We start from the raw sequence: 15,468 nt of genomic DNA, 5'->3' as shown, positions 1-15,468 counted from the left end.
ATTAAATTTTTCAAGATTACCATGTTGTTAACTTTTCTATAAGACTTATATAGGATATATACGATAACGATTGAAATTGTTACCCCTCTCTATAAAAAAAATATTCTTTTTTTTGTTAAGAAAAAGATATTACGATAACCAAATATTATAATATTTTGTAAATTGCTCCCTTAAAATTATCATATTCATAAAATGGAACAACAAATACCATATATTCCTAAAAATAAAGTAAGAATTGTTACTGCAGCATCTCTTTTTGACGGACACGATGCAGCGATCAATATTATGCGTCGTATTATTCAGTCAACTGGGGTTGAGGTAATTCACCTGGGGCACGATCGTAGTGTCGAAGAAGTGGTAAATACCGCTATTCAGGAAGATGCAAATGGGATTGCCATGACCTCTTATCAGGGCGGACATAATGAATACTTTAAATATATGTATGATTTGCTCCATGAAAAAGGGGCGGGGCATATTAAGATTTTTGGAGGCGGAGGCGGAGTAATCCTGCCAAGCGAAATTTCAGAATTACACGAATATGGTATTACCAGAATTTATTCTCCTGATGATGGCCGTTCTTTAGGTTTACAGGGAATGATCAACGATTTGGTAGAACGTTCAGATTATCCTATTGGAGACAAACTAAACGGAGAAATCGATCATATCGAAAATAAAATTCCAACCGCAATTGCACGATTAATTTCGGCAGCTGAGAATTTCCCTGAAATCGCAAAACCGATTTTCGATCAAATTCATACTAATAATACCAATTCTAAAATTCCGGTTTTGGGAATTACAGGAACGGGTGGAGCGGGAAAATCATCTTTGGTTGATGAATTGGTTCGTCGTTTTTTAATTGACTTTCCGGAAAAAACAATCGGATTAATTTCTGTTGATCCTTCGAAAAGAAAAACCGGTGGTGCACTTTTAGGAGACAGAATCCGAATGAATGCCATAAATAATCCACGTGTTTATATGCGTTCGCTGGCCACACGTCAGTCGAATTTAGCATTATCTAAATATGTAGCCGAAGCGATTCAGGTTTTAAAAGCTGCAAAATACGATTTGATTATCCTTGAGACTTCGGGAATCGGACAATCAGATACAGAGATTATGGATCATTCTGATGTATCCTTATACGTAATGACGCCGGAATTTGGAGCTGCAACACAATTAGAAAAAATCGACATGCTTGATTTTGCTGATTTAGTGGCTTTGAACAAATTTGACAAAAGAGGTGCGCTTGACGCGATTCGTGACGTTAAAAAACAATATCAAAGAAACCATAATCTGTGGGATAAAAATCCTGATGATATGCCAGTTTTCGGAACCATTGCTTCGCAGTTTAATGATCCGGGAATGAACACGCTGTATAAAGCGATTATGGATAAAATTGTTGAAAAAACAGATTCAGATCTAAAATCGACTTTTGAAATTACGCGCGAAATGAGCGAGAAAATATTCGTGATTCCGCCACACAGAACCCGTTATTTATCTGAAATTGCAGAGAACAACAGATCGTATGATGAAAGTGCGCTTTCGCAACAAAAAGTAGCTCAAAAATTATACGGAATCTTTAAAACCATAGAATCAGTTTCAGGAAAAATTCCGCAAATTACTAAAGCAGGAATTGATGAAGATAGTGTCACCCTTAGCGCAGCCCAAGGACTTGACGAAAATAGAATATTTCTTAATCTTTTACTGAACCAGTTTGATAAAGTAAAAATGGATTTAGATCCGTACAATTGGGAAATTATCCTGAATTGGGACGAGAAAGTCAACAAATATAAAAATCCGGTATATTCGTTTAAAGTTCGTGATAAAGAAATTAAAATCGCGACACACACCGAGAGTTTATCACACATACAAATCCCGAAAATTGCTTTGCCTAAATATGAAGCCTGGGGCGATATTTTACGTTGGAATTTACAGGAAAATGTTCCGGGAGAATTTCCGTTTGCTTCAGGATTATATCCGTTTAAGCGTGAAGGCGAAGATCCGTCGAGAATGTTTGCGGGAGAAGGTGGACCGGAAAGAACCAACAAACGTTTTCATTATGTAAGCGCGGGATTGCCGGCAAAACGACTTTCGACCGCTTTTGATAGTGTGACTTTATACGGGAACGACCCTGATTTGCGTCCGGACATTTACGGAAAAATCGGGAACGCAGGAGTTTCAATTTGTTGTCTTGACGATGCTAAAAAACTGTATTCAGGTTTCGATCTGGTTCATGCTTTAACCTCTGTAAGTATGACCATCAACGGACCAGCGCCAATGTTGTTAGGTTTCTTTATGAATGCCGCAATCGATCAGCAATGCGAGTATTATATTAAGGAGAACGAATTAGAAAAAGAAGTTGAAGCTAAAATCAACAAAATATATAAAGAAAGCGGATTAGAACGTCCAAGATACCAAGGCGATTTACCCGAAGGAAACAATGGCTTAGGATTAATGCTTTTGGGCGTTACCGGAGATCAGGTTTTACCTCAGGAAGTGTATAACGAAATTAAAGCCATAACATTATCACAAGTTCGTGGAACGGTTCAGGCGGATATTCTAAAAGAAGATCAGGCGCAAAATACCTGTATTTTTTCTACCGAATTTGCGTTGCGATTAATGGGAGACGTTCAGGAATATTTTATTACTAAAAACGTTCGTAATTTTTATTCCGTTTCGATTTCAGGATATCATATTGCAGAGGCAGGAGCAAACCCAATTACGCAATTGGCCTTTACGCTTTCTAATGGTTTTACTTACGTGGAATATTACTTAAGCCGCGGAATGAGCATCAACGATTTTGGACCTAATTTATCGTTCTTCTTCTCGAATGGAGTAGATCCTGAATATTCGGTTATTGGTCGTGTGGCACGTAAAATTTGGGCAAAAGCCATGAAAAACAAATACGGGGCCAACGAAAGAGCGCAAATGCTTAAATATCATATTCAAACTTCGGGACGTTCGTTGCACGCACAGGAAATTGATTTTAATGATATCAGAACGACTTTGCAGGCTTTGTATGCGATTTACGATAACTGTAATTCATTGCATACTAATGCTTATGATGAAGCGATTACAACACCAACAGAAGAATCGGTGCGTAGAGCAATGGCGATTCAGTTGATTATTAATAAAGAATTAGGCTTGGCGAAAAACGAAAACCCAATTCAGGGATCGTTTATCATCGAAGAATTAACCGATTTGGTTGAAGCAGCCGTTCTACAAGAATTCGACCGAATCACAGAACGTGGCGGAGTTTTGGGTGCAATGGAAACCATGTACCAACGTTCTAAAATTCAGGAAGAAAGTTTGTATTACGAAACCCTGAAACACAACGGAGATTTCCCAATTGTAGGTGTAAATACGTTCCTAAGTTCAAAAGGTTCTCCAACGGTAATTCCGGCAGAAGTAATTCGCGCCACCGAAGAAGAAAAACAATATCAAATTACGATGCTGGATAATTTACACCAGTTTCACGAAGCAAAAGTAAATGAGCACTTAAACAAACTACAGGAAGCGGCCATTAAAAACGAAAACTTATTCGACCATTTAATGGAAGCTACAAAGGTTTGTTCGCTGGGTCAGATTACTTCGGCGTTGTTTGAAGTTGGCGGGCAGTATAGAAGGAATATGTAGAATCTTTTTGGATTTTATTTTATGGAAAAACCTCTCAGAAATGGGAGGTTTTTATTTTAATAAAAAGTTCTCAGACCAAATAGTAAAAGTCGTTAGGCAACGAATCCTTTTTTTATAAATTTTTCTTTAAACGTAAATTTTTCCGCCATTTTAAAAGCTTCAATTATTAACCATATCCTATTGGCAATTACGCAAAAGTACTTTCCAGTTCTAAATTCGGTCATTATGCCTACTAATCTATAATCAACTTCAGTTTTGCCTGTCGCAGGGTTATCATAAATCAATAAAAGCCATAGTCCACAGCCACTTATGCCATGAAATTGAGGAATTATTTTATCTCTTTTATTAGTATTAACATTTGTACCTTTTCCTTTTACATTCAATATCATGTGGTCTCTTTTGTTGAACTTATAAAGTTGATATGGCTTATCATTAGTAGGAGGACTACCCAAAAAAAATGTTGCGCCTGTATTAAAAGGTTTTTCTTCTTTAGTAATATTGATAACGGGATAACCAAGTACACAATAATTGGTTCCATTTAATAAATTGTTGTGGTGTCGAAATTTTTCTATAGTAACAGGAATGTAAGCTTTTGACAAATTGAATGTCGTTTGTTTGTCAAGCTTAATGTATGCCAAATCAATAGGTTCACTTTTTTCAATAATTGAATATTTTACTTCACCTAATACAGGTATAAAAAGTTTGTTACTAACTCTAATTCTTAAATCTTCATTAGGATGATCTTCAAAGAAACTTGCAACGTGTGATGCCGTTATAATAAAATAATCATTATAAATCTTAGCAAAGACACCAGAACCAAATGGTTTGAGTTTACCATTTACCTCATTTAAGAATTGAATAGTATGCTTCATGATTTTACTGTTTATTTGCTCTAAAACAGCTTCATCAGTTTCATTAGTAAATACCTTTTCTTTCATTATTGTAGAATTTACTGTTTAATTTTTTACTCTGTTGCCCATGATACATTTGCGTTTATTCATAGTAATAGAATTAAATATTTGATTCATATATTTTAATTCTTATTCACGCAACGTAATTCAAATATATTAAAAGCTTAATGATTAACATTAAGTGTAAATACCTACTTTTTTCTTATTCGCTCAAGTTTTCTGTTCGTAAAACCAAATTATATCCTCACAGTTTTGTCATTTCGACGAAGGAGAAATCCCCACGAGTAGCTCTATAAAGATTGAATTTTCGTTGCGGAGTTACTTGCGAAGATTTCTCCTCCGTCGAAATGACAATATTGTGACTATTTTTGATGAAGTTTAAAAAAAGTTCCGAAGGAACAAAACATAATGTAGGGACGGATTTTAATCCGTCCATGACAAAGAAATTCGTAATCAAAATTCATTAGCGCCAGCAGTAAAACAATAAAGCACCATAAAGTTTGTCATTTCGACCGAAGGGAGAAATCTCCAAACGCTGAGCAAGCACTGTTGAGGAGTTACCAGCGAAGATTTCTCCTTCGTCGAAATGAGAATATTGTGACTATTTTTGATAAAGTTTAAAAAAAGTTCCGAAGGAACAAAACATATTGTAGGGACGGATTAAAATCCGTCCATGACAAAGAAATTTGTTCTCATAATTCATCAGCACTAGCAAAACCATAAAAAATCCTATTATCAAATATAGCCCGTGGTTTCAACCACGGGGACACAATATGAGAAAGACAATATGACGCTCCCGTGGTTGAAACCACGGGCTATGTTTATACCGTTTTGAAATAGCAAAAAAAGAAAATCATTCTCCAACCATTTCCCCAACATAGCCCAAAAACTCCATTTCATTCAAAGGGAACATTTGCAGGACGGTTTCTAAAATAAGCCCCACATTTATAGATTGGTTTTTCTTTTCGTTCACATTGTGCATATCGTGATCAAGTGCCAAAATACATAATTTTATCATATCGGTAATAGCGCAACCCAATTCAAAGTAATTTAAAAACTTAATTTGAGCGATGTAAGTTTCTTGTTGATCGTTGGCAGGTTGTAAGGTGCGAAAATATAATGCAGTTAATTTTTTAAGTCTTGCTAAAGTAGCTGTTTCATTAGTTTCCATAAGGCGTATATTTATTATTTGTATCTTGTTGCTCGTATTACAATTTGGCTTGTATAATTTTATAGAAAGAAAAATCGTACTTTTGTTTGTCTGGCGAAGAAAGAAATAGATTGTTCTATATCAAATCATTTTTGGCTGTATGGTACGGCGATAAATATGTTTTTTACATTTTGCGAGTTTTTACACTTAATTATTATCTTTGAATTATGAGCACACTAACAAAACCAAATCATATAGGGCGAAAAATAAGCCGTATTCGTGAACTTCGTGATATGAAACAGGAAACTTTGGCGCAAGCTTAGGAACAAACCAGCAAGCGGTTTCGGCTATAGAAAATAGCGAAACGATTGATGAAGCAAAACTTATTGAACTGGCGAAAGCACTTGGTGTAACGGTTGAAGCGATTAAGAATTTTTCGGAAGAAGCTGCGATTAATTATTTTAATACTTTTCATGATACGAAAGCCAGCCAAGTGAATTTCGGAAATAGTAACACTTGCACTTTTAATCCGTTAGATAAATTAATGGAAACTGTAGAAGAAGATAAAAAACTTTACGAACGTTTGCTTCAGGCAGAAAAGGATAAAATTAGAACATTTAGAAAAATTACTTAAAGTGAAGTAGTATTTTCAAGAGAGATTTATTCATATAAAAGCATCAGCCACAACTGGTGCTTTTTTGTTTTTAATAAATTTAAAAAGATAAAATCTTCCCTATATTTTACGCTTTACCATTGCATTAGATTTACTTTTTAGTTTTTCTATCAACGCATCGGCTTTATCATTTTGAGAAAGAGAGCGCAAAGATTCTGCGTAGCGGTAATAATATATAGGGTCTAAATCTGAAGTCATAGCAAATAGTTCGCCGTACCATACTGCTGCTTTCTCAAAATAGCAATGCGTATAAGAGGAGTTTCCTAACTTTTGAAACAGGTCTACAGATTTGTATCCTTTTGCGGCAACATTTTCATAAGTTTTTATTACGTCGACATAAGCATATTTGTTGCTTATTTTATCAGTAGTGTAAAATTCTTCAGTCTGGGCAGCAACCCGAAATGAAAAAGCAGTCAATGATATTAAAATAGCTAGTTTTTGTTGCATAGACATTTTTTTGAATGAATTGGAAAAATGCTTAATTCTTAAAACAATAAAAAAATTGAATTTGTAATATTTTTATTTGCAAAATTATGTAAATCAGTTATATAACTCATAATTGTTTTTTTTATTATGGTTTTGCATTAAATATTTCATTACTTATAAAATCACTTTTTATATAACAAAAAAAAAGCATCAGCCGCGGCCGATGCTTTTTCAATTTTTTGTAAAAAACAATTAACGACGGAAACCAGGACTTTCGTTTACTGATTCGTCAAGCTTAATAGTTTTTGATTTTTTAGCAGAAACAGCAATATCGTGTTTCGCAACTTTACCATTTTCGTTTACTTCTAAAGTATAAGTTCCGGCAGGAAATGCCTCTAAACTTAAAGTTTTCGAAATCTCTAATTTATCTGTAGCAGATGATCCTGTGTACACTAAATTATGGTTTTCGTCGTAGATAGAAAAAACTGATTTCTCAACGTTGTTCAAAGTAAAGCTAATTACTTTTCCGTTTCCGGTTTTTATATTCAAAATATAATCCCCTTTTCCATCAATTGCGTAAGTAAAGATTGTTGTTAAAAATACGGCAACAACTAAGCCCATTTTGGTAAAATTTGTCATGTTTTTTTTAAATTGTTAATTACTGTTTGTGGAACGCTCAAAACTACAAATTGAAATTTAATTTTATGCAAAAAAATCACTTTTTTCTATGTCTAAATTGCTGAATTAAAGATGTTTCTGTGCTTTGGCTGAACTATGTACGTAATTACTGGGCTCTTGGATGTTTTTTAGTTCCTGTTTTTTAATGGTGTAATAATCACAGTATTATATTTATTAAGAATAGTTTTCTAAAAATAAAATGGCTAAAGGTTATTGGTAAAAATTGGGCATAAAAAAACAGCTCAATAACCACAAAGAGCTGTTCTAAAAACGAATTTCTCGTTTTAAACTTTACTAACTATCTAACCTCATTTTTATACTTTTCAGTATAACTTTTTAGCGTACTGCTACGTTTGTATTTTTAGCAGAAAAACCTGCTTTGTAAACTGATGAAATTGCTTTTTTTGATAATACAGTTGCATCGTCAGTTATAGTAATTTCGTGTCTCACTTTTTTTACATTATCTTCAACTTCCAGGAAGTAAGTTCCGGCAGGAAATTCTTCTAAGCTAAAAGTTCTCAAAATTCCATCTTTACCTGAAGCGCTTTCAGAATAAATTAAAGTACCTTCTTTATCATAAATCGATAAATTGGCTTTTTTTACCTGATTAAGGGCAAACGTAATTACTTTTCCATTATTCTTTAATACGTGAAGATTAAAATCTTCATTCCCGTCAATTGCATAAGTACTCATTCCAGTAAAAAGTACCGCACATACTAAACTTAATTTTAAAATCTTTTTCATGGTATTTAGTTTTAAATTAATAGTTCTAATTCTCTGATGCTAAATTACTTATGATATAGATGTTTTTTAACAACTCTATTTGCCAATTTCGATGCTGTATTCTCATTTACGAAACCGTTATAGGTTAAATTTTGAATTATTTTTAGCGTTTTTGTTAATTAGGTTATTATTTTTTAATGTTTTGTTTAAATTGAGATAATATTGGTTGTTCTGGTTTTCTTACAAAAGTTTTGTGGATTTATGTTGAGATGGTACGCGGATGACACGGATTCGCTAAAGCGAAAACGCAGATAAAAACGGATTTTTTATGCTCATTTTTGTCATTTCGATCTATGATAAAAAGCAAATCTTTTTTCAGGAGCTAATCCCGCTATCCGTTTCAATCTTTTGTGTCCGCCGCGGCGGACACAAAAGGATTTCCTCCCGAAGCTTCGGGACTATCGGGGCTAGGGCCATCTTTTTCATAATAATATTTCGTTTATTTTGTGAGGGATTTTCAAGCGCGGTATCTTCGGAACTTAAGCTTTATATTGACAAAGCTTTGTGAACTCCGTGTTTTTGAGCGTACTCTTAGATAAAACTCTTAGTGTTCTCTGTGTTTAAATCTCATTTTGAAGTAGATTATTTTACCGCAAAGTTTTATTTAACCGCAAAGACCGCAAAGATTAAACTTTAAGGGTTTTATAAAAAATACAAAGTTCGCAAAGCTTTTTGTTAAATTAGCTTTGCGAACTTTGTGTAAATCTTTGCGAACATTGCGTATCCCGATAGCTATCGGGGTTGCGTGCTTTGCGGTTAAAAACTTTATAAATAAAAACTTGGTGTCTTAGTGCCTTTGTGGCAAATTCAAAAAAGTATGGCACAAAAAAAACAGCTCAATAACCACAAAGAGCTGTTTCAAAACAATCATGTTTTTAACTTTACTAACTATCTAACCTCATTTTTATACTTTATGAGAAGTATAAACTTTTTTAGCGTACTGCTACGCTTGAATTTTGAGCAATTGTATTTGCTTTATATGCTGACGAAACTGCTTTTGAAGATAATACAGATGTATCATCAGTAATTGTAATTTCGTGTCTTACTTTTTTTACGCTGTCTTCAACTTGTAAGAAGTAAGTTCCTTCTGGAAGTTCTTCTAAACTAAAAGTTCTTAAAATACCTTCTTTCCCAAAAGCATTTTCAGAATAGATTAAAGTATTGTTTTTATCATAAATACTAATACTTGCTTTTTTAACCTGGTTTAAAGCAAACGTAATTAGCTTTCCATTAGCCTTTAATACATGAAGGTTAAAATCAGCTGCTCCATTATCATTACCATCAATTGCATAAGTACTCATTCCAGTAAAAAGTACTGCGCACACTAAACTTAATTTTAATATCTTTTTCATAACTCTTCGTTTTAAATTTGTTTGTTCTAATTTTCTGATGCTAAATTACTGTAGGGATTACTTTTTTTTCACAACTGTATTTTCCAATTTATGTGCTGTATTCTCATTTACGAAACCGTTATAGGTTAATTTTTGAATAATATTAGGTGTTTTTGTTAATTCGGCTATTATTTTTCAATTATTCAATAAAATTAACATTTATGTAAAAGTTCTAATATTCTTACAAATAAGAGGTATCTTTATTTAAAGCCACTACTAAATACGATTTATGGAAAAAATCTAACAAAAAAATACGGATCATGAAAAAAAATGATGAATTGTAGCAATTTGATGATTTAACTTTTAATGATTATTATGCAAAATTCTCATTTACGAAACCGTTATAGGTTAATTTTTAAATTATATTAGGCGATTTTGTTAAATTTGCTATTATTTTTTAAAGAAATTATCATGAAGACAATTGCCCCAGCTCTTGAAGTGATATCAAACTCATACGGAAGTTCTTTTACCTACACAAAGCACGCCGAAAAGACCAACAGTAAAGCGCATTTATGGCATTATCATCCAGAAATCGAGTTGGTTTATATAAATGGTGGGGCGGGGAAAAGACAAATAGGAAGCCATGTTTCTTATTATACAAATGGTAGTTTGATACTTATAGGTGCTAATTTGCCACATTGTGGTTTTACAAATGAACAAACGGGAAATATTAATGAAACCGTTATTCATATTAAACCGGAGTTTTTAGGGAATGATTTTTTTGTAGCTCCCGAAATGAAAAAGGTTCAGAATCTTTTTAGTCAGGCAAAAGCAGGAATCGCGTTTGGCGGAGAAACTAAAAAAAAAATCGGTAAGAAAATCGAGATGATGGAACACCAGCTTCCGTTTGAACGTTTATTGACGCTCCTGAGTGTTTTAGACGAATTAGATTCTTCTGAAGAATATACTGTGCTGAATGCCGACGGATTTTCGTTAGAATTGCAAACGCAGGATAATGATCGTATTAATGTTGTTTTTAATTACGTAAAAGATCATTTTCAGGAATCTATCGCGATAGACGAAGTTTCGAGCTTGGTAAGTATGACAACGCCTTCGTTCTGCCGTTATTTTAAGAAGATTTCGAATAAAACCTTTACAGAGTTTGTAAACGAATATCGTTTGGTACACGCATCAAAACTATTGGCCGAAAAACCAATAAGTATAAATGAAGTGTGTTACGAAAGCGGCTTTAATAATTTTAGTCATTTTAGTAAATCCTTCAAACAATACACCGGTAAAAGCGCTTCGCAATACCGTCACGAACACAAAATAATTATTAGCTAATTCCATAGGAGGAAGCTTTATATTTTTTGCCACGAATTCCACAAATTAGCACTAATTTTTTCTAAGTAAAAGGAAAATATTAATTCGTGTTAATTTGTGAAATTCGTGGCAAACTTTTTTATTATGTCCAGCTGAGCCTAGTCGAAGCTTTTTTTGGGAATTTAAAATTTTGAATTTTCCCCAATCACGATTAAGTTCAGTATTGGAATTTGGAATTTAAAATTTGGATTTTTTTAATTTTTGTTGTTATAAAAATTATATTTACATGCTTGTTATTTTTAAATTATAACAATCCAAATAATAGATTGAATACATCAACCAAAATTTATAACTGAATGAATTTATTTAGAAAACCTGTTACATTCCTCCTTATCGGAATGACATTTTTTAGCTGCAATAAAAAAGAAGTCGCATTTTCAGATCCTTTAATTACCAATCGCGATACCACCATCAATCCGGCAGATGATTTCTTTAATTATGCTAATAATGGCTGGTTCAAAAAAAATCCTATTGCAAAAACAGACAGCAATAACGGAATTATGAGAACTGTAATTGATACAATCAACGGACAGATTAAAAATATCTGCGAAAGCTCGGCCAAAGATGAATCGGCAGCAAAAGGAAGTAACAAACAAAAAATAGGTGATTTTTATGCTTCAGGAATGGACACAATTGCCATCGAAAAAGCAGGTTTGTCTCCGCTAAATGCCGAAATTAAAAAAATCAACGAAATTAAAGATGTTTCAGGATTAATCAATACAATTGTGCATTTGCAAACTGTTGGAGCAGATCCGGCGTTTACATTTTATGTTTCGCAAGACGATAAAATCAGTACAAAATATGCGCTGTTTTTCGGACAAGGCGGTTTAGGAATGAGACAAAGAGATTATTATCTCGATTCGGACAAACGAAATGTAGAAATTCGTACTGCTTATGTAGCACATCTTAAAACGATGATGCGATTTACGGGAGATGAAGAATCAGTTGCGGTAAAAAATGCAGCAACGATTATGAAACTCGAAACCGAATTGGCAAAATCATCCCGAAAATTAGAAGCACTTCGCGATCCTATAAAAAATTACAACAAACTTTCGGTAGAAAAATTCAATTCGCTTACACCTGATATCGACTGGAAAAAAGTATTGCCAATTTTAGGTATTGCAAAAGCAGATACTGTAATAGTAGGACAACCGGAATTCTTTACAGCTCTAAATACTACGATTAAAAAATATTCGATCGAAGATTGGAAAACGTATTTGAAGTGGAATCTTGTAAGTTCATACGCTCCCTATCTGAATGCGGCTATCGAAAAAGAAAATTTCAAGTTTTATGCCACAACGTTAAATGGAGTAGCAACTCAAAAACCACGTTGGAAAAGAGTAGTAGAGCAAACAGATTCTTCTTTAGGAGAATTAATAGGTCAGGTTTATGTGAGTGATTATATGCCAAAAGGTGTCAAAGAGAAATTATTGGAGGTTGGAAACAACATTCGTGATGTATTTGCTTCGCATATCAAAAAACTGGATTGGATGAGTGAACCTACCAAGCAAAAAGCCTTATTCAAGCTGAGTAAAATGGTCATGAAATTGGGATATCCTGATAAATGGAAAGATATGAGCGCACTTTCTGTAGATCGAAAATCATATTGTGGGAATGTTATGAGTGCTAATATTTGGGATTATAAATACATGATCAACAAATACGGGAAACCGGTAAACAGAAACGAATGGGTGATGCAACCGCAAACTTACAATGCATACTATAACCCAAGTAACAACGAAATTGTTATTCCGGCCTGTAATATTATTGTTCCGGGTTATGAAGGACGTATGCCGGACGATGCTATTTTGTACGGAATTATTGGTGGTTCTTTCTTCGGGCATGAAATAACGCATGGTTTTGATGATCAGGGAAGTCAATATGACGAGAAAGGAAATCTAAACAATTGGTGGACAGCTGAAGATTTGAAAAAATTTAAAGCAAAAACCAAATTGATAGTAGAGCAATATAATAAATATACAATATTGGGCAAAAATGTAAATGGAGATGCCACTCAGGGTGAAAACATTGCCGATTTGGGCGGCGTAATTATGGGGTATGAAGCATTCCAGAAAACAGCACAATTTAAAAACAAGGAAAAAATTAGCGGATTAACTCCGGAGCAACGTTATTTCCTTGCCTACGCTTATTCCTGGATGATCAACAGAAGAGATGAGTCGAAAATCAATCAAATTATGACCGATGTACATTCGCCGGAACAATTTAGAGTCAACGGACCTTTGAGTAATATCCCTGAATTTCACAAAGCATTTAATGTCAAAAAAGGAGATAAAATGTATCAGCCGGATAGTTTGCGAGTAGTAATCTGGTAAGAAATAATCTAATTTATATTTAAAACCATTCGTTGCGGCGAATGGTTTTTTTTTATTTTACGATGTAATGGGCCACGGGTTAAGCGGATTAAACTGGTTATCGCGGATTTTTTTTTTTTTTTTTTGCCACAGATTAAATGATTAAAATGATTTTTTAATCTGTGTCTATTTTTTTGCCACGAATTCCACGAATTCCACGAATTCCACGAATTCCACGAATTAAATGGATGCTGATATTTTTTTGCCACAGACTAAAGTGATTTTTTAATTTGTGTCTTTTTTTTTACAACAAATTATCTGTAATCCAATTCGTGAAATTCATGTAATTCCTTCGCTTGTTTCCTTCGGTCGGGTTTTGGTAGCCTTTTCGCAGCTAAAAAAAATCATTTTAATCATATAATCTGTGGCTTTTTTTTTGCAACAAATTATTCGTAATCCAATTCGTGAAAATTCGAGCAATTCGTGGCAACCTTTCATTATCTAAAAACCAGTCGGATTTTTCATATAATTTACGCGGAAAAAACTATATTTACAATCCCAAAAAAGAAAAAATATAACTATGAAAAACTTTAGAATTTTAGTATTTGCTGTTCTTTTATGCGCTTCTTCAATGAGTTATGCCGCAAAAGTAGATACTTTACAAGTTGCCAGTACAGCCATGAGCAAAACCTACAAAGCGGCGGTAGTGTTGCCTAATTCGTATGCAAAAAGCAAATCGGCGTTTCCGGTGATGTATTTATTGCATGGCGCTTACGGTCATTTTAGCGATTGGCTTAAAAATACACCAAACAAAAAACTAGTTCAAAATTTATCTGATCAGTATAATATTATTATTGTAATGCCAGAAGGAGAGACATTCAGTTTTTATTTGGACAGTCCGGTAAATAAAGGAAGTCAGTTTGAGACTTTTATTACGCAGGAAGTGGTTCAAAAAGTAGATAAAACCTATAGAACGATAAGTAACCGAAACGGAAGAGTAATAACAGGACTTTCTATGGGAGGTCATGGCGCATTATACTTATCGGCCAAACATCCTGAATTGTTTTGCGCTGCCGGAAGTATGAGCGGTGCCGTAGATATGAGTACAATGCTCAATCGTGAATCTTCGGCTCAGGTAGTAAAATTGATGCAGCCTGTTTTTGGAGACAAAAGCGATAGCTCAGAAATGTATGCACAATATGCCGTAATGGGAATGCTGGATAAAATAAAAGCCAATAAACTTCCTTTGATTATCGATTGCGGAGTTGATGACTTTTTGATAGAACCCAACAGAGAATTACACCGAAGATTAGTATATAATAAAGTAGATCACGATTATACAGAACGTCCCGGAGCTCATACGTGGGATTATTGGGAAAATTCACTACCTTATCATGTGTTGTTTTTTAATAAAATATTGCTTAAAAATCAGGTGGTTGTAAAAAAATAATACAACTTTTAGTAAGGAATCACTCAAAAAGCTTTTTTTGGTTTGATTTTTGGAATACCTTTATATATAAACTTAAAAAATAAAAATTATGAAAAAGATACTTACCTTATTCGCAGTTGTTGGATTAATCGTGTTTTCAAGCTGTGAAGGAGATCAAGGGCCTCCGGGATTGGATGCTCCACTTCCTTATGTTTTTGATGCAAAAAATATAAATTTTAGTAGGACTAGTAACTCTGGGACTTACATAGATTTTCCCTCAAAAATTTATTCAGGTGATGTTGTGTTAGTTTATAGATATGATGGACTTGATCCTGATAATGGTCTGAAGATTTGGAAGCCTCTTCCTAGTTTTAATTATTATAATAATGGTAATGTGTATTTTAGTTTTAATTTCGATTTTACTCAAAGAGATGTGAGAGTGTATGTTGAGGGATTCGACTTGGATATAAATCCAATTCCAACTGATTTGAGTAATAATCAAACCTTTCGCATTGTCATAGTGCCTGGAGATGACGGGATAAATACAAATAAATCAGTAAATAAATCTAATTATTTAGATTATTATCAAGTTATCAAAAAATATAATATTGACGATAGTAATGTTAAGTAATTAAATTAATTTTTGTTAACCATAAAAAAAGGAAATCGTAAGATTTCCTTTTTTTTATGAATACATGTTTATGTATTTATCCTCAATCTTGTCATTCCGAGGAACGAGGAATCTCCGCAAGTAACTCC

General features: G+C 33.6%; 11 protein-coding genes and 1 pseudogene. 6 read left to right on the top strand and 6 right to left on the bottom strand.

The window, feature by feature from the left end; genetic code table 11:
- The first annotated feature begins 192 nt into the window (after positions 1 to 192).
- A complete protein-coding gene (locus ACIDC4_RS03835; RefSeq protein WP_412041819.1) occupies positions 193 to 3,633 on the top strand; it encodes a methylmalonyl-CoA mutase family protein in 3,441 nt (1,146 codons plus the stop codon).
- Between the two features lie 92 nt (positions 3,634 to 3,725).
- Here ACIDC4_RS03835 and ACIDC4_RS03830 read toward each other — a convergent pair whose 3' ends face one another.
- Together ACIDC4_RS03830 and ACIDC4_RS03825 are read right to left on the bottom strand one after the other, a co-directional pair.
- On the bottom strand, positions 3,726 to 4,571 hold the full coding sequence (locus tag ACIDC4_RS03830; protein WP_412041818.1) for a hypothetical protein: 846 nt from the start codon (positions 4,569 to 4,571) through the stop codon (positions 3,726 to 3,728).
- 826 nt (positions 4,572 to 5,397) lie between these two features.
- Positions 5,398 to 5,715 (bottom strand): hypothetical protein, encoded by a 318-nt coding sequence (locus ACIDC4_RS03825; RefSeq protein ID WP_412041817.1) that lies wholly within the window; start codon positions 5,713 to 5,715, stop codon positions 5,398 to 5,400.
- A gap of 206 nt (positions 5,716 to 5,921) precedes the next feature.
- Here ACIDC4_RS03825 and ACIDC4_RS03820 point away from each other — a divergent pair.
- Positions 5,922 to 6,338: pseudogene (locus tag ACIDC4_RS03820) on the top strand (helix-turn-helix domain-containing protein).
- 89 nt (positions 6,339 to 6,427) lie between these two features.
- Here the strand turns inward: ACIDC4_RS03820 and ACIDC4_RS03815 are convergent.
- The 4 genes from ACIDC4_RS03815 to ACIDC4_RS03800 form a co-directional block, all read right to left on the bottom strand.
- Entirely contained in the window at positions 6,428 to 6,814 is a 387-nt protein-coding gene (locus ACIDC4_RS03815) for a flagellar motor protein MotB (protein ID WP_412041816.1), read from the bottom strand.
- A 231-nt stretch (positions 6,815 to 7,045) separates the two neighbouring features.
- A complete protein-coding gene (locus ACIDC4_RS03810; protein ID WP_412041815.1) occupies positions 7,046 to 7,432 on the bottom strand; it encodes a secretion protein in 387 nt (128 codons plus the stop codon).
- 375 nt (positions 7,433 to 7,807) lie between these two features.
- Entirely contained in the window at positions 7,808 to 8,215 is a 408-nt protein-coding gene (locus ACIDC4_RS03805; RefSeq protein ID WP_412041814.1) for a T9SS type A sorting domain-containing protein, read from the bottom strand.
- Between the two features lie 971 nt (positions 8,216 to 9,186).
- A complete protein-coding gene (locus ACIDC4_RS03800; RefSeq protein WP_412041813.1) occupies positions 9,187 to 9,606 on the bottom strand; it encodes a T9SS type A sorting domain-containing protein in 420 nt (139 codons plus the stop codon).
- A 450-nt stretch (positions 9,607 to 10,056) separates the two neighbouring features.
- On the opposite strand from ACIDC4_RS03800, the gene ACIDC4_RS03795 reads away from it, so the two are divergent.
- The 4 genes from ACIDC4_RS03795 to ACIDC4_RS03780 all read left to right on the top strand — a co-directional run bounded on the left by ACIDC4_RS03795 (position 10,057) and on the right by ACIDC4_RS03780 (position 15,340).
- Complete coding sequence (locus ACIDC4_RS03795; RefSeq protein ID WP_412041812.1) at positions 10,057 to 10,929, top strand: AraC family transcriptional regulator; 873 nt, start codon at positions 10,057 to 10,059, stop codon at positions 10,927 to 10,929.
- Positions 10,930 to 11,264: 335 nt separating this feature from the next.
- Positions 11,265 to 13,301: a M13 family metallopeptidase gene (locus tag ACIDC4_RS03790; RefSeq protein WP_412041811.1), complete on the top strand. Its 2,037-nt coding sequence runs from the start codon at positions 11,265 to 11,267 to the stop codon at positions 13,299 to 13,301.
- 559 nt (positions 13,302 to 13,860) lie between these two features.
- A complete protein-coding gene (locus ACIDC4_RS03785) occupies positions 13,861 to 14,730 on the top strand; it encodes an alpha/beta hydrolase (RefSeq protein WP_412041810.1) in 870 nt (289 codons plus the stop codon).
- Positions 14,731 to 14,818: 88 nt separating this feature from the next.
- Complete coding sequence (locus tag ACIDC4_RS03780) at positions 14,819 to 15,340, top strand: hypothetical protein (protein WP_412041809.1); 522 nt, start codon at positions 14,819 to 14,821, stop codon at positions 15,338 to 15,340.
- Positions 15,341 to 15,468 lie beyond the last annotated feature (128 nt).

Origin of the sequence: Flavobacterium sp. C3NV, assembly GCF_046825355.2 — a bacterium.
Lineage (GTDB): Bacteria > Bacteroidota > Bacteroidia > Flavobacteriales > Flavobacteriaceae > Flavobacterium.
The sequence above is the reverse complement of the archived record's forward strand: the minus strand, read 5'-3'. Positions and strand labels throughout refer to the sequence as shown.

Excerpts from the sequence above, each read along its gene's own strand:
- ACIDC4_RS03780 (WP_412041809.1), top strand. The coding sequence starts at position 14,819 with ATGAAAAAGATACTTACCTTATTCGCAGTTGTTGGATTAATCGTGTTT.
- ACIDC4_RS03790 (WP_412041811.1), top strand. The coding sequence starts at position 11,265 with ATGAATTTATTTAGAAAACCTGTTACATTCCTCCTTATCGGAATGACA.
- ACIDC4_RS03815 (WP_412041816.1), bottom strand. The coding sequence starts at position 6,814 with ATGCAACAAAAACTAGCTATTTTAATATCATTGACTGCTTTTTCATTT.
- ACIDC4_RS03800 (WP_412041813.1), bottom strand. The coding sequence starts at position 9,606 with ATGAAAAAGATATTAAAATTAAGTTTAGTGTGCGCAGTACTTTTTACT.
- ACIDC4_RS03785 (WP_412041810.1), top strand. The coding sequence starts at position 13,861 with ATGAAAAACTTTAGAATTTTAGTATTTGCTGTTCTTTTATGCGCTTCT.
- ACIDC4_RS03810 (WP_412041815.1), bottom strand. The coding sequence starts at position 7,432 with ATGACAAATTTTACCAAAATGGGCTTAGTTGTTGCCGTATTTTTAACA.
- ACIDC4_RS03825 (WP_412041817.1), bottom strand. The coding sequence starts at position 5,715 with ATGGAAACTAATGAAACAGCTACTTTAGCAAGACTTAAAAAATTAACT.
- ACIDC4_RS03830 (WP_412041818.1), bottom strand. The coding sequence starts at position 4,571 with ATGAAAGAAAAGGTATTTACTAATGAAACTGATGAAGCTGTTTTAGAG.
- ACIDC4_RS03835 (WP_412041819.1), top strand. The coding sequence starts at position 193 with ATGGAACAACAAATACCATATATTCCTAAAAATAAAGTAAGAATTGTT.
- ACIDC4_RS03805 (WP_412041814.1), bottom strand. The coding sequence starts at position 8,215 with ATGAAAAAGATTTTAAAATTAAGTTTAGTATGTGCGGTACTTTTTACT.
- ACIDC4_RS03795 (WP_412041812.1), top strand. The coding sequence starts at position 10,057 with ATGAAGACAATTGCCCCAGCTCTTGAAGTGATATCAAACTCATACGGA.